Below are 12737 nucleotides of genomic sequence, written 5' to 3'. Positions count from 1 at the left end.
CCGGCCGGGCATCAGGCGGGGACTCTGTCGAGAAAGCCGCGTACGTCACGGATGCGCTGATCCGCGTCGAGGACGACCACGTCGAAGCCGACGATGACCGGCTCCTCGCCGGCTGGGCCAAGACCCCACTGGAAGCGGGCCTGCTGGTGATGGGCGTCGACCTCGCCGACGGAGGTGAACACGAAGCCGGGGAACTGTGTGCGTACGGCCTGGATGGTCGCACGGACGGCGTCGCGGCCGTGGACGTCGGCGAGCGGGTCGACATAGACGCAGTCGTCGGACCAGTGGGTGGCCAGCAGCTCGGCGAGCGCCTCGTCGGTCGCGTTCCAGGTGTCGAGGTAGCGCGTCACGATGTCGTTCATGGTGTCTTCCTTCTCTCGATGGGCTCGTGGAAGAAGGTTCGCGGTCGGACCGGGCATCGGTCGATGACCTCTGAGGTCATGGCCGTCGGGCTCCTGGGGTGGCTAGCCTCGGGCCGTGACCTCAACTCTGACCCGCCCGCCGTCGTCGGTCGGCGGTGAGCTCCGCCGCTGGCGCGAGCTACGGTCCCTGAGCCAGCTCGCGCTCGCCACCCAGGCGGAGGTGAGCACCAGGCACCTGAGCTACGTCGAGAACGGCCGCTCCCGGCCGACACCGGAGATGATCGTCCGGCTGGCCGAGGTGATGCGGGTGCCCATGGCCGAGCAGAACCGGCTCCTGCTCGCCGGCGGGTTCGCTCCTCGCTACCCGCACCGCTCGACCGACGACGACGCGCTCGCGCCGGTGATGGCCGGTCTCCGCAGCCTGCTGGACGCGCACGCGCCGTACCCGGCCCTGCTCCTCGACGACCACTGGGACATCATCGATGCCAACGAACCCGTGGACGCGCTGCTCGCCGGCTGCGACCCCACGCTGCTCGAGCCGCCGCTGAACGTGATCCGGCTCTGTCTGCATCCGCGTGGGCTCGCCGACGCCATCCGCAACCTTCCGGTGTGGCGAGCGCACCTGCTCCACCAGCTCGGTCGGCGCATCACCCACACCGGGGGCGACCCGGTCTTGGTCGCTCTCCGAGACGAGGTCACCGGCTATCCCTCCGGCGACGAGCCGTCAGCGCGACCGCTGGCCGAGCCCGTCGTCCCGCTGGAGATCGAGACCGGCGGCCAGGTGCTCCGCTTCTTCAGCGTCGCCAGTCAGATCGAGAGCGCCTCCGACGTCACGCTCGACGGCCTCCATCTGGAGACCTTCGTCCCTGCTGACGACCGTACGCGACAGGCGCTCAGCCCCTCGCTGTGACCTCGACTCACCCAAACCGGGTGAGGCATCCGCGGCGACGCGCACAAAGGGTGGCAGTGGCCGGCCATGTCGGACGTAGTCGAGTCCCGGTCGTTTGTCGCCTGGTGGTCGGTCTATTTCCCGGATCCGTGGAGAAGAGGACGAGTCGTGGCTGACAAGGAATTCAACGGCGTCATCAACCTGGACGTGAGGGACTCGGTCCCGGACTGGACGCCATACCGGCTTCCGAAGGCGAAGGACGGTGCGCCGAACGTACTGGTGGTGCTCTATGACGACACTGGGATGGCCTGCTGGTCACCGTACGGCGGGCGGGTCAACATGCCGACGGCGCAGCGGCTGGCGGACAACGGTTTGACCTACACCCAGTGGCACACCACGGCGCTGTGCTCGCCGACTCGTTCCTGCATGCTCACCGGGCGCGACCACACCACCAACCGCATCGCATCGATCATGGAGACGACGAACGGATTCCCGGGCAACGCAGGCCGGATCCCGGACGAGTGCGCGACGGTGGGACACATCCTGCAGGACAACGGCTACAGCACCTTCTGGCTGGGCAAGGACCACGACGTACCTGAGGAGGACATCTCCGAGGGCGGCAGCCGCTCGCGGTGGCCTCTGTCGATGGGATTCGACCGGTTCTACGGGTTCCTCGGTGGTGAGACGAACAACTGGTATCCGGACCTGTGCGAGGACAACCACTTCATCGAGCAGCCCTACACGCCGGAGGAGGGATACCACCTCTCCAAGGACCTCGCCGACCAGGCGATCAAGATGCTGCGCAACCAGCAGGCCTCGAACCCCTCGAAGCCCTGGTACATGTGGTTCTGCCCGGGCGCCAACCACGCCCCGCACCACAGCCCGAAGGAGTACGCGGACAAGTACAAGGGCATGTTCGACGACGGGTACGACGCCTACCGGCAGTGGGTGCTCGACCGGATGATCGAGCGCGGCGTGATGCCGGAAGGCACCGAGCTCACGCCCTTCAACCCGATCCTCGAGGAGCAGCAGAACCCGATCGACTACGTGAAGCCGTGGGATGAGTGCTCCGACGACGAGAAGCGGCTCTTCTCCCGGATGGCAGAGGTCTTCGCCGGGTTCTCGGAGTACACCGACGCGCAGGTCGGACGAGTCATCGACTACCTCGAGGAGACCGGCCAGCTGGAGAACACGATCGTGTTCTACTGCGCCGACAACGGCGCGTCCGGGGAAGGCACTGCGAGTGGTTCGGTGAACGAGAACAAGTACTTCAACAACTACCCGGACGACCTCGCCGAGAACCTCACCATGCTGGAGAAGCTCGGGTCACCGGAGACCTACAACCACTATCCCACCGGGTGGGCGGCGGCGTTCTCTACCCCGTTCCAGATGTTCAAGCGCTATGCGCAGTACGCCGGCGGCACCTGCGACCCGATGATCATCTCTTGGCCCAAGGGCATCAAGGCCAAGGGCGAGCTGCGGCACCAGTACCACCACGTCACCGACATCGTCCCGACGATTCTGGAGCTGGCCGGCCTGGAGATGCCCGAGGTCTACCGTGGCGCCGAGCAGGTTCCGCTGCCAGGCGTCTCGATGGCCTACAGCTTCGACGAGGCCGACGCGCCGACCCGCAAGAAGCGGCAGTACTACACCATCGGTGGCACCCGTGGGATCTGGCAGGACGGGTGGAAGGCGGCGGCCACGCACGCGCCGCTGAACAACAAGGGCCACTTCGACCAGGACGAGTGGGAGCTCTACCACGTCGACGTAGACCGATCGGAGTCCAAGAACCTCGCCAGCGAGTATCCGGAGAAGGTCCAGGAGCTCGTCGCCGCGTGGTTCGAGGAGGCCGAGGACAAGAACGGTCTGCCGCTCGATGACCGGACCGTCATGGAGATGCTTACCGTCGAACGGCCCCAGGCCGAGCCCCCGCGCAACCGGTACGTCTACTACCCCGACACCGGCGCGGTCCCGGAGGGTGTGGCGGTCAACGTGCGCGGCCGGTCGTACAAGATCATCGCCGACGTCGACCTCAGCGAGGGCGCCCAGGGCGTGATCTTTGCGCACGGATCGCGATTCGGCGGCCACGCGCTGTTCATCAAGGACGGCAAGCTGCACTACGTCTACAACTTCCTCGGCATCCAGCCGGAGCAGACCTTCGTCTCCGACACGCTGACGCCGGGCCCGCACACGCTGGGCATGGAGTTCATCCGTGAAGGCGCGGGGCCGCACAAGGAGTCGGTCGGCACCACCAACCTCTACGTCGATGACCAGATCGTCGCCACCGGGGAGATGCGTGCCCAGGTCGGCAAGTTCACCCTGTGTGGCGATGGCCTATGCGTGGGCTTCGACAGCGCAGATGCGGTCAGCCGCAGCTACCAGGCGCCGTTCACGTTCACCGGAGGAAAGATCCTCGGTGTCGCCGTCGACGTCAGCGACGAGAGCTACCTCGACCTCGAGACCGAAGCACTCGCCGCCATGGCTCGCGACTGAGCGGGGATGCGTAGAGTCGGCGCCGTGGCCGAAACGTTGGAACCGACCCGGATGATCCGTCTCGACGGAGGCACGTTCGCGATGGGTTCGGAGGCGTTCTACCCGGATGAAGGGCCGGTCCACGAGCGCACGGTCGAGTCGTTCGAGATCGACCTGCATCCGGTGACCAGCGCCCAGTACGCCGCGTTCGTGGCCGACACCGGCTACGTCACCGTGGCCGAGCGGCCGCTGGATCCGGCCGACTTCCCAGGGGCCGACCCGGCTGACCTGGTCCCGGGTGGGCTCGTCTTCGTGCCCACCCGGGGGCCGGTCGATCTCCGCGACTGGCGGCAATGGTGGGCGTGGGGTGCTGGCGCGAGCTGGAAGGCACCGTTCGGTGCCGGCTCCTCGATCGCCGGCAGGGAGGACCACCCGGTCACCCAGGTCGCTCTCGAGGACGCGCGGGCCTACGCCGAGTGGGCTGGCAAGCGGCTGCCCACCGAGGCCGAGTTCGAGTACGCCGCTCGTGGCGGCCGGGCCGGCGCGACGTACGCCTGGGGTGAGGAGCTACGCCCGGAAGGTCGGCTGATGGCGAACACCTGGCAAGGGTCCTTCCCTTGGCGCAACACCGGCGCCGCGGGCTGGGTGGGGACCTCGCCGGTGGGGACGTTCCCGGCGAACGACTACGGCCTGCTGGACTGCATCGGCAACGTCTGGGAGTGGACGACCGACTTCTACACCGAGCGTCACGGACCCGAACGGGATCGCGAGCGGGTCGACCTGCTCGCCGAGCAGGGCGGATGTGGCGACGGATGCCAGTGCGGGCCGTCCTCGCGGGAGGAGACCCAGGCGGCTGCGAGCGCCGAGATCGGTTCGGCGATCCCGCGCCGGGTGCTCAAGGGCGGCTCGCACCTGTGCGCCCCGGCGTACTGCCTGCGCTACCGGCCTGCCGCCCGCTCGCCGCAGGCCGACGACACCGCGACGACCCACATCGGTTTCCGCTGCGTGCGATCGCTCTGACCTCACCTCGCCGGCGGCTCTACCCCTTGACCAGCCGCATCGTCTGGTGGGAGAGCAGGCGGCTCACCGCCGGCAGCCGCGAGATCGTCCCGACGAGCAGAGCCTCGTACGCCTCGGGGTCGGCGACCTGGACGCGCAGGTAGTAGTCGGGCTGGCCGAGCATGCGGCGCATCTCGGTGACCTCGGGGATCGCGACCGCGGCCGTCTCGAAGTCCTCGATCGTCTTGCCGTCGTTGACGGCGATGTCGATCGCCACGATGACCTCGAACCCGCGTCCGCCGCTCTTCGGGTCGATGCTGGCGTGGTAGCCCTTGATCACGCCCTCGCGCTCCAGACGCTGCACGCGACGCAGGCACGGGGCCGGGGTCAGCCCGACCCTGCGGGCGAGCTCGGTGTTGCTCAGCCGAGCGTCGTCCTCGAGCTCGGCAATAATTGCTCGATCCAGGTCGTCGATCGCATGATCATTGCGCATCGGGGCACTTTAGCATTGCCAATGGGCAACCCAAGAGCGTCAGATGTTTCCTAGGCTTGCGACATGCAGGTGATGGAGTCAGAGGCAGTTCCCCAGGTGCGCGACGAGGCGCGCAACGAGGTCGCGGCGGGATGGCGCATCGTGCTGCCCGCCTGTGTCGCGGTAGTCCCGCTGGGGCTCGCGCTCGGCGTGCTGGTGGTCCAGTCCGGGCTCGCCTGGTGGTGGGCGCCGGTGCTCGGTGCTGTCGTGTTCGCCGGCTCCATGGAGTTCCTGCTCGTCGGCCTCCTGGCCGCGGCCGCTCCGCTGGCGCAGATCGCGGTGAGCACGCTGCTGGTGAACTTCCGGCACGTCTTCTACGCCATCTCCTTCCCCATGAGCCGGGTCCACGGCCGCGGATGGAAGGCCTACAGCACCTTCGCCCTGACCGACGAGGCGTACGCCCTCACCGCGACGCCGGAGGCGGCCGGGTGGTCGCGGACGCGGATCGTCAGCATCCAGGCGTTCTTCCACGTGGCGTGGGTGCTCTGCGTGGCCGTCGGTGCCGCACTGGGCTCGCTGATCCCGCCGCAGGTGGTCGGCCTCGACTTCGCCGTCACCGCACTCTTCGTGGTGCTGGGGATCGAGGCGTACAAGGTCCGCCGGTCCGTGCCGGTCTCGGCTCTTGCTCTGGGCTGCGCATTGGTCGCGGCGCTGATCTCGCGGGACAACATGCTGCTGATCGCGATGGGCCTGTTCTGTGCCGCCCTGGTCTGCTCGTACGTTCTCGCCGCACGCAGGGGCAGCCATGACTGATCCCTGGTACGTCCTGTCCGCCGTCCTCGTCTCCGCGGCCGTCACCTGGACCCTTCGTGCGGCTCCGTTCGCCATGCTCGCTCCGCTGCGACACAGCGCGCTGCTGGCTTACATCGGCGACCGGATGCCCGTCGGCGTGATGGTCATCCTCGCCGCCTACACCCTCCGCGAGACCGACCCTGTCGCGCTCGCGTCGGCCGGTCCTGCGGCCCTCGCTCTCGCGATCACGATCGGTCTGCACCTGTGGCGCGGCAGCATGACGCTGAGCATCTTCGCCGGCACAGCCGCGTACGTCCTGATCACCTCGGTCATCGCGGCCTGAGGCGGCGATCTACGCGGTCTCCGGAGTCTGCTCGCCGAGCTTCGACAGCCACTCGATCAGGAGCTGCGTCTCGGCCCTGCCCAGAATCTGCGGGTGGGCGGCAGCGATCTCGAGCGCCGCGGCGAGCGGGGTTCTCCGCTGTGCGCCCGTGCCGGTGATGGCGGTGATCGTTCCTTCGCGCACCGCGGCCGAGAGGTCGGGGTCGGCGGTGGCCAGGACGATCTGCCGGAGGGTGACGCCGATGTTCGTCACGAGCACGTGGGCGGCTGCCTGCTCCGGGGGCACGACGAGCCGTCCTTGGTCTGCTGCCCGGGTGGTGAGGGCGAGCAGGATCTCGCTCGGGCGTGACTGGGCAGCGGGGGAGTAGCCGGGGCGTACCTTGCCGTACATGAGGGTGTAGAACCCCGGGTTCGCCAGCCCGAAGGCGACATGAGCGTCCCATCCCGCGCGCTTGCAGGTAAGAACGTCCTCATCGCCGGAGGAGCGAAGAACCTGGGCGGCCTGATCGCTCGGCAGGCTGCGGAGGCCGGAGCGAATGTCGCGACCCACTTCAACTCCGAGTCGACTCGTGCCGATGCCGTCAGCACGCTCGCCGCGGTCGAGGCTGCCGGAGGCAAAGCGGTCGCGCTCCAGGGTGACCTGACCGTGCCTGCCAACGTGGCCCGCCTGTTCGCGGACGCCGAGGCCGCGATCGGCACCATCGACGTTGCCGTGAACACCGTCGGCAAGGTGTTGCGCAAGCCCATCGTCGAGACCACCGAGGAGGAGTACGACTCGATGTTCGACATCAACGCGAAGGCGGCGTACTTCTTCATCCAGGAGGCCGGCAAGAACCTCGCCGACGGCGGCAAGATCATCACCATCGTGACTGCGCTGCTCGGGGCGTTCACCGACGGCTACTCCACCTATGCCGGCGGCAAGAGCCCGGTCGAGCACTTCACCCGTGCCGCCGCGAAGGAGTTCGCCGTCCGCGGGATCTCCGTCACGGCCGTCGCGCCCGGCCCGATGGACACCCCGTTCTTCTATGGTCAGGAGACTCCGGAACGGGTCGAGTTCCACAAGTCGCAGGGCATGGGAAACCAGCTGACCAAGATCGAGGACATCGCTCCGATCGTACGATTCTTGGCATCGGAGGGCTGGTGGATCACCGGCCAGACGATCTTCGCCAACGGCGGCTACACGACTCGATGACAAGGAGTGCGCACATGACGGAACAGAGGATCCCCGAACCGGTCGCCGGCTTCATCGAGGCTGTCAACCGGCACGACGAGGCCGCGTTCCTCGACGCGTTCGCCGAGGGCGGCGCCGTCGACGACTGGGGCCGCGTCTTCACCGGCCGCGAGCAGATCAAGGGATGGAGCGACAACGAGTTCATCGGCGCCAGCGGCACCCTCGCTGCCGAGGAGGTCGAGGTCTCGGGCAGCACGGTCACCGTCATCGGTGACTGGCGCTCCACCCACGCCAACGGCCGCTCGACGTTCATCTTCGACGTCGACGGCGACCGGCTCGCCAGGATGACCATCCGCGAGGGCTGATCTCGCGACATGACCTCGTCGATTTCGCCTCGCTGATGCGCCTCCTGACCAGGTTCTTGGGGCTACGGTGACGCCATGACCGTAGAGAACAAGGCCAGGAAGTCGCGTCAGCGAGGCGACGGACGCAACGGGTTCGAACGCTTCGTGGAGGTGGTCACCTCCGTGGTCAGCCATGCTCCCTTCTTCTATGTGATCGTGGGCGTCCTGCTGCTGTGGGCGTTCAGCTTCCCCTTGTGGTCCTCGACCACCAAGTGGGAGCTGGCCATCCATACAGGATCCTCGGTCCTCTCGTTGATGCTGCTGGTGCTGCTCCAGAACGCCGGGCGGCGCTCGGAGGAGGCTTCGCACGAGAAGCTCAATGTGATCGCCTCGGCGCTCTCCGACCTCATGGAGTCCCGTGCGCGGGACGACGAGGACCTCGCCGACTCGGTACGCATCCTGCGCGAGGCCGTGGGCCTCGAGGAGCGGCACTGAACCGATGGTGACCTCGATCAGCTGGGGGAGTGGGCGCTGGACCCATCCGCCCGTCGATACTGTCGAGCGCGGCTCCGACCTCCTCGTCACTGCCGCCGAGGGGAGCGATGCCTGGCGTACGACGTCCTACGGGTTCGTCCACGACAGCGAGCACGCCCTGCTGGCCCCCTTCGACCAGAACACCGCGGTCGAGGTCGAGTTCACGGCCGCCTTCTCGCAGCAGTTCGACCAGGCCGGGATCTTCGTGCGTGTCAGTCAGACGCACTGGGTCAAAGCAGGTGTCGAGTACGCCGACGGTCGTCCGCAGCTCGGCGCCGTCGTCACCGACGGCCTGTCCGACTGGTCGCTGGCACCTGCGCCCGACTGGCGCGACCGCAGGGTCCTCATCCGGATCAGCCGATCCGGCGACGCGCTCACCGTTCGGGCCGCGGTGGATGGTGGCACTCTCCAGCTCGTCCGCCTCATCCCCTTTGCACCAGACCTTGTCGCGCAGGCCGGGCCGTTCACCTGTGCTCCGACGCGGGCGGGGCTGACGGTCGCTTTCCACGCGTGGCGCAGGACCTCGGTCGATGCCGCCCTGCACTGATCGGCGGCCTAGTTGATGATCTCCGCCCGGTCGTCCGTCCGGATGGCGGCTAGGCGGTCTCGCCACATCTGCAAGGCTTCGGGGGTGAGCCGGGTCCAGTCGTGGACCTCGGAGACGATCCTGAGCGGTGCCGTGCTGCGGTAGGAGCGGGTCGGGTTGCCGGGGAACTTCTTGTCCGTGACATTGGGGTCGTTCTCGTACTCCCCGGTCGGCTCGACGAGGTAGACCCGAGGCTCCGCGTCACTGGGTGCGATCTCGGCGGCTAGACCTGCGCCGTCGGGAAGTGCGGTGAAGTAGATGTGGTTCATCACCACGTCTGGTCGGTAGTTCGACCGGAATCCGGAGGTGAGGAGATCTCCTACCTTCAGATCGGCCTTGGTGCCGTGGTAGAACGGCCCGTCGTCCAGCGGCTCACGCATGTTTCGCAGGGTAGCAATCGGGCGGGACTTGGGGCTTTTTCTCTGGGTTTTCGGTGCTGGCGGGGGCGCTGCCGCGTTGCGTGTGGTTGCTGGAGGTGTGTCCGATTGGTCTCGTGTCTGGGTTCCAGCACGGGTGGGGCCAATACGGTGTTTGGGTTGGGAGATTTACAAGACAGGGTGCCTGGGCTGGGTGCCATGTGGGTGTCTTGCGGGCTTCCAGCAGCGGTCTGGGTTCTCGTTGGGATATCTGCCTCTAATTGGGTTTTCGGTCGTTTTCGCTGGTTTCAGTTTGCTGTGCATGGTAGGCTCGGCATAGGCGTAAACGTGAAGGCCGACCACCTCAGACTGAGGCGTGCCACTCACCCGGGGATACAACGGGTGTGAGGTAATCCAGGGGAACCAGGGGCGTGAGCGCCGAGCTGCGAGGGTAAGTAATAGCCCGTATCTGGCGGGCCTCCGGGACCAGCGAACCAAAACACATCCGCATCTGCGGGTGTGAAGAGTTCGTACGTCCGGGAGGTGATCATCGATGACCGCGCTGCAGCAGCCCCAGCACCCTGTGCTGGGCGCGGTGGTCGCGATCACCACCTGCCTGGAGCAGGTCGCGGACGCGAACCCCACGTTCATGGCCACCGACCAGAAGGCCGCGGCTCTCCTGGAGATCGCCCGGGCCAAGGCCCAGCTGGCCGAGCTCGAACTGCGGGTGCTCGCGGCTGCTGACGATGTCGCTGCCGAGACTGCGGCTCGTGATGTCGCGGCGTGGCTGCATCACCACACCCACCAACGCCCCGAGGACCTGCGCGCCGACCAGCGGCTCGCAACAGCGTTGGACCGGACCTACCACCAGGTTGCTGCCGCGATGCGCACCGGTGAATGCAACCCAGCCCAAGCCACCGTGATCGTCGCAGCGCTCGACGACCTACCCGCCGACCTGGACCCTGAGATCAAGACGATGGCCGAGGAAGCCCTGGTCGGCTACGCCACCGAGCTCGACCCCACCCAGTTACGGCGCCTGGGACACCGGATCCTGGACGTCATCGCCCCCGAGATCGCCGAGGCCGAAGAGGCCAAACGGCTCGCGGCCGAGGAAGCCCACGCCCGCAAGAAGACCCGACTCACCATGCGACGCCTCGGAGACGGCACCACCCGCGTCACCGCGGTGGTCCCGGACGCGACCGCGGACCGGCTCGCCACCAACCTCGAAGCCTTCGCCTCACCCCGACGTGATGACGGGACCCGCACCACGACCGGCGACTACCTGCCCTACGACCGTCGGCTGGGGCGGGCGTTCTGCCAGCTATTGGAGACCCTGGACCCGGGCCGGCTCCCGATCCACGGCGGGGACGCGACCACCGTGATCGTGACCATCAGCCTCGACCAACTCCGCAGCAAGGCCGGGATCGGTCAGATCGTGGGCGGCAGCCCGATCACCGCAGCCGAAGCCCGACGGCTCGCGTGCACCGCCAACATCATCCCCGCCGTTCTCGGTGGTCCCTCTGAGGTCTTGGACTTCGGACGCAAGGAACGTTTCTTCCAAGCCGCCCAGCGCCGTGCCCTGCTACTGCGGTCAGCAACCTGTGAGGCCGAGGGGTGTGACATACCCGGGACCTGGGCCGAAGCCCACCACTGGCTCGCCTGGGCACAAGGCGGTCCGACCGACCTCGACAACGCCGCCCTGCTCTGCAGCCATCACCACCACCGCGCCCACGACACCGCCTACCTCCACGAGCGCTTACCCAACGGCGACATCCGCTTCACCCGACGCAGATAGGCGATCGTCGGACCCGGCTCCACGGGCGAGCCGGACGCTCATCGCGCTGATTCGTCGGCGTGCAGGAACTCCACGTCGAATGCGGACAGCCGGACGGTGCGATCACTCGGCGCGGCGTCGGTGATGACGCCGATGAGGCAGAGGTGGCGGAGACGTTCTGCGCGGCCCCGACGGCGACGACTCTGCAGGTCATGGCGGAGTGTTTGACGACCGGCCGCCCAGAAGGAACAGGTCGGCGCCCGGATTGTAGGAGGGCCGAGGCGAGACGCCGCCGCGCGAGACGTACTTCCGTGGGAACGGCGCTGTGTTCCTTCTCTACGACGTCGAGCGTGGCCACATCATGGATGGCAAGACCCGCATGCTCCTGCAGTGGGGCCGCCCTCGACGGCCCCTCGCCGGGGCTAGGAGTCGGCAGGCTTACGCGTGAAGGTCAGGTGGGTGACGCCGCTCGGGGTCGAGACGGCCTCGATGTCGTAGTCGTTCTCGGTGCCCTCCAAGCCGTCCCAGAGGCGTACGCCGCGACCGAGGACGATCGGGACCTGGACCAGGTGCATCAGGTCGACGAGCCCGGCGGCGACGAAGTCCCGCACCACCGTCGCGCCGCCCCCGATGCGTACGTCCTGGCCGTCGGCCGCCTCGAGGGCAGCGGCCAGCGCCTCGGCGGGGGGAGCGTCCAGGAAGTGGAAGGTGGTGCCGCCCTCCATCTCCAGAGGTGGGCGCGGCCGATGGGTGAGGACGAAGGTCGGCGAGCGGAACGGTGGGTTGGCGCCCCACCAGCCTTGCCAGTCGGGGTCGTCCTGCCAGCCTGGCGGTCCGAACTTGTTCGCGCCCATGATCTCGGCGCCGATGCCTTGGCTGTGCCGCTGCGCGAATGCATCGTCTACGCCACCTGAGCCTGAGGGTTCCCAGAAACGGGTAGCGAACATCCACTCGTGCAGGCGCTCGCCGGCGTGGCCGAACGGGGCGTCGGCCGACTGGGGCTCGCCGGTCGCGAAGCCGTCGAGCGAGATCGAGAGGTTGTGGACTCTGGTGAGTGGCATGGGTTCCTCCGTGGACCACGACGTCGAGGTCAGCTCGGCGTCTGTCGAGCGTACTGCTCAAGGACGGAGACGACGACGGCATTCTTCGACCGCCGTGATGGAATCACCAGGTGCGGCGCCGTAACCGGGCGCGACGTTGCTCGGAGGGTGCAGATGACCGGTTCGTTCTGGTGGGACCTGGCGATCGGAGTCGCCGCGGCTCTGTTGCTCACCTGGCTCTGTCTCGTCGTGGCCCTGCTCGTCGTCCGCCCGCGTGGCGACCTGCTGAGCGAGGCGCTGCGGATCCTGCCTGATGTGGTGCGGCTGCTCCGCCGGCTGGCGGCCGACAGGTCGATGCCTCGCGGCGTACGGATCAGGCTCGGGTTGCTGATGGTGTATCTGGCGCTGCCGATCGACCTGGTGCCTGACTTCATCCCGGTGCTCGGCTACGCCGACGACGCGATCATCGTCGCCGCCGTCCTGCGCGGTGTCGTCCGTCGGGCCGGGATCGACGCGGTTCGCGCTCGGTGGCCAGGCACCGAGGACGGCTTCGCCGCCCTGGTGCTGATCGCGGGGCTCGATCGGAACCAGCGCTGACGGTGTC

The 12737-nt window shown here is 67.7% G+C and carries 16 protein-coding genes; 11 read left to right on the top strand and 5 right to left on the bottom strand.

The genetic code is table 11. The annotated features are described in order from the left end of the window. Positions 1-11: 11 nt before the first annotated feature. On the bottom strand, positions 12-362 hold the full coding sequence (locus IEY84_RS24275) for a nuclear transport factor 2 family protein (RefSeq protein WP_183551324.1): 351 nt from the start codon (positions 360-362) through the stop codon (positions 12-14). Positions 363-477: 115 nt separating this feature from the next. On the opposite strand from IEY84_RS24275, the gene IEY84_RS24270 reads away from it, so the two are divergent. From IEY84_RS24270 to IEY84_RS24260, 3 genes are all read left to right on the top strand, one after another. Then, positions 478-1272 (top strand): helix-turn-helix domain-containing protein, encoded by a 795-nt coding sequence (locus tag IEY84_RS24270; protein ID WP_229788968.1) that lies wholly within the window; start codon positions 478-480, stop codon positions 1270-1272. 147 nt (positions 1273-1419) lie between these two features. Further along, the gene (locus tag IEY84_RS24265) at positions 1420-3744 is read left to right on the top strand and encodes an arylsulfatase (RefSeq protein WP_229788967.1); all 2325 of its coding nucleotides are present in this window, start codon (positions 1420-1422) and stop codon (positions 3742-3744) included. Positions 3745-3768: 24 nt separating this feature from the next. Next, on the top strand, positions 3769-4743 hold the full coding sequence (locus IEY84_RS24260; RefSeq protein ID WP_229788965.1) for a formylglycine-generating enzyme family protein: 975 nt from the start codon (positions 3769-3771) through the stop codon (positions 4741-4743). 19 nt (positions 4744-4762) lie between these two features. Here IEY84_RS24260 and IEY84_RS24255 read toward each other — a convergent pair whose 3' ends face one another. Then, positions 4763-5215, bottom strand: a complete 453-nt coding sequence (locus tag IEY84_RS24255) for an Lrp/AsnC family transcriptional regulator (protein ID WP_183551331.1) — start codon at positions 5213-5215, stop codon at positions 4763-4765. A 63-nt stretch (positions 5216-5278) separates the two neighbouring features. Between IEY84_RS24255 and IEY84_RS24250 the strand changes: the two genes are divergently transcribed. Together IEY84_RS24250 and IEY84_RS24245 are read left to right on the top strand one after the other, a co-directional pair. Next, on the top strand, positions 5279-6007 hold the full coding sequence (locus tag IEY84_RS24250) for an AzlC family ABC transporter permease (RefSeq protein ID WP_221209253.1): 729 nt from the start codon (positions 5279-5281) through the stop codon (positions 6005-6007). Next, the gene (locus tag IEY84_RS24245) at positions 6000-6329 is read left to right on the top strand and encodes a branched-chain amino acid transporter permease (protein WP_183551335.1); all 330 of its coding nucleotides are present in this window, start codon (positions 6000-6002) and stop codon (positions 6327-6329) included. The genes IEY84_RS24250 and IEY84_RS24245 overlap by 8 nt, the downstream gene beginning before the upstream one ends. A 9-nt stretch (positions 6330-6338) precedes the next feature. Here the strand turns inward: IEY84_RS24245 and IEY84_RS24240 are convergent, their stop codons facing one another. Further along, complete coding sequence (locus IEY84_RS24240) at positions 6339-6719, bottom strand: hypothetical protein (RefSeq protein ID WP_221209254.1); 381 nt, start codon at positions 6717-6719, stop codon at positions 6339-6341. 39 nt (positions 6720-6758) lie between these two features. On the opposite strand from IEY84_RS24240, the gene IEY84_RS24235 reads away from it, so the two are divergent. The 4 genes from IEY84_RS24235 to IEY84_RS24220 all read left to right on the top strand — a co-directional run bounded on the left by IEY84_RS24235 (position 6759) and on the right by IEY84_RS24220 (position 8924). Next, complete coding sequence (locus IEY84_RS24235) at positions 6759-7520, top strand: SDR family oxidoreductase (RefSeq protein ID WP_183551338.1); 762 nt, start codon at positions 6759-6761, stop codon at positions 7518-7520. Positions 7521-7534: 14 nt separating this feature from the next. Beyond that, the gene (locus tag IEY84_RS24230) at positions 7535-7864 is read left to right on the top strand and encodes a nuclear transport factor 2 family protein (RefSeq protein WP_183551341.1); all 330 of its coding nucleotides are present in this window, start codon (positions 7535-7537) and stop codon (positions 7862-7864) included. A gap of 75 nt (positions 7865-7939) precedes the next feature. Next, the gene (locus IEY84_RS24225; RefSeq protein ID WP_183551343.1) at positions 7940-8338 is read left to right on the top strand and encodes a low affinity iron permease family protein; all 399 of its coding nucleotides are present in this window, start codon (positions 7940-7942) and stop codon (positions 8336-8338) included. A gap of 4 nt (positions 8339-8342) precedes the next feature. Continuing rightward, the gene (locus IEY84_RS24220; RefSeq protein ID WP_183551346.1) at positions 8343-8924 is read left to right on the top strand and encodes a DUF1349 domain-containing protein; all 582 of its coding nucleotides are present in this window, start codon (positions 8343-8345) and stop codon (positions 8922-8924) included. 8 nt (positions 8925-8932) lie between these two features. Here the strand turns inward: IEY84_RS24220 and arr are convergent, their stop codons facing one another. Then, a complete protein-coding gene (gene arr / locus IEY84_RS24215; protein ID WP_183551348.1) occupies positions 8933-9343 on the bottom strand; it encodes an NAD(+)--rifampin ADP-ribosyltransferase in 411 nt (136 codons plus the stop codon). Positions 9344-9872: 529 nt separating this feature from the next. Here arr and IEY84_RS24210 point away from each other — a divergent pair. Beyond that, positions 9873-11114 carry an HNH endonuclease signature motif containing protein gene (locus IEY84_RS24210; protein ID WP_183551351.1) on the top strand — a complete coding sequence of 414 codons (1242 nt, stop codon included), beginning with the start codon at positions 9873-9875 and terminating at the stop codon, positions 11112-11114. A gap of 401 nt (positions 11115-11515) precedes the next feature. Here IEY84_RS24210 and IEY84_RS24205 read toward each other — a convergent pair whose 3' ends face one another. After that, on the bottom strand, positions 11516-12154 hold the full coding sequence (locus IEY84_RS24205) for a dihydrofolate reductase family protein (RefSeq protein WP_183551354.1): 639 nt from the start codon (positions 12152-12154) through the stop codon (positions 11516-11518). A gap of 153 nt (positions 12155-12307) precedes the next feature. On the opposite strand from IEY84_RS24205, the gene IEY84_RS24200 reads away from it, so the two are divergent. Then, positions 12308-12730, top strand: coding sequence for a YkvA family protein (locus IEY84_RS24200; protein ID WP_183551356.1), 423 nt, complete (start codon positions 12308-12310; stop codon positions 12728-12730). Positions 12731-12737: the final 7 nt, after the last annotated feature.

This window comes from Nocardioides albus (assembly GCF_014648255.1).
Classification (GTDB): domain Bacteria; phylum Actinomycetota; class Actinomycetes; order Propionibacteriales; family Nocardioidaceae; genus Nocardioides; species Nocardioides albus.
The sequence above is the reverse complement of the archived record's forward strand: the minus strand, read 5'-3'. Positions and strand labels throughout refer to the sequence as shown.

Coding starts and splice junctions, on each gene's coding strand:
- IEY84_RS24275 (WP_183551324.1), bottom strand. CDS start 362: ATGAACGACATCGTGACGCGCTACCTCGACACCTGGAACGCGACCGAC.
- IEY84_RS24255 (WP_183551331.1), bottom strand. CDS start 5,215: ATGCGCAATGATCATGCGATCGACGACCTGGATCGAGCAATTATTGCC.
- IEY84_RS24250 (WP_221209253.1), top strand. CDS start 5,279: ATGCAGGTGATGGAGTCAGAGGCAGTTCCCCAGGTGCGCGACGAGGCG.
- IEY84_RS24245 (WP_183551335.1), top strand. CDS start 6,000: ATGACTGATCCCTGGTACGTCCTGTCCGCCGTCCTCGTCTCCGCGGCC.
- IEY84_RS24240 (WP_221209254.1), bottom strand. CDS start 6,719: ATGTACGGCAAGGTACGCCCCGGCTACTCCCCCGCTGCCCAGTCACGC.
- IEY84_RS24235 (WP_183551338.1), top strand. CDS start 6,759: ATGAGCGTCCCATCCCGCGCGCTTGCAGGTAAGAACGTCCTCATCGCC.
- IEY84_RS24230 (WP_183551341.1), top strand. CDS start 7,535: ATGACGGAACAGAGGATCCCCGAACCGGTCGCCGGCTTCATCGAGGCT.
- IEY84_RS24225 (WP_183551343.1), top strand. CDS start 7,940: ATGACCGTAGAGAACAAGGCCAGGAAGTCGCGTCAGCGAGGCGACGGA.
- IEY84_RS24220 (WP_183551346.1), top strand. CDS start 8,343: ATGGTGACCTCGATCAGCTGGGGGAGTGGGCGCTGGACCCATCCGCCC.
- arr (WP_183551348.1), bottom strand. CDS start 9,343: ATGCGTGAGCCGCTGGACGACGGGCCGTTCTACCACGGCACCAAGGCC.
- IEY84_RS24210 (WP_183551351.1), top strand. CDS start 9,873: ATGACCGCGCTGCAGCAGCCCCAGCACCCTGTGCTGGGCGCGGTGGTC.
- IEY84_RS24205 (WP_183551354.1), bottom strand. CDS start 12,154: ATGCCACTCACCAGAGTCCACAACCTCTCGATCTCGCTCGACGGCTTC.
- IEY84_RS24200 (WP_183551356.1), top strand. CDS start 12,308: ATGACCGGTTCGTTCTGGTGGGACCTGGCGATCGGAGTCGCCGCGGCT.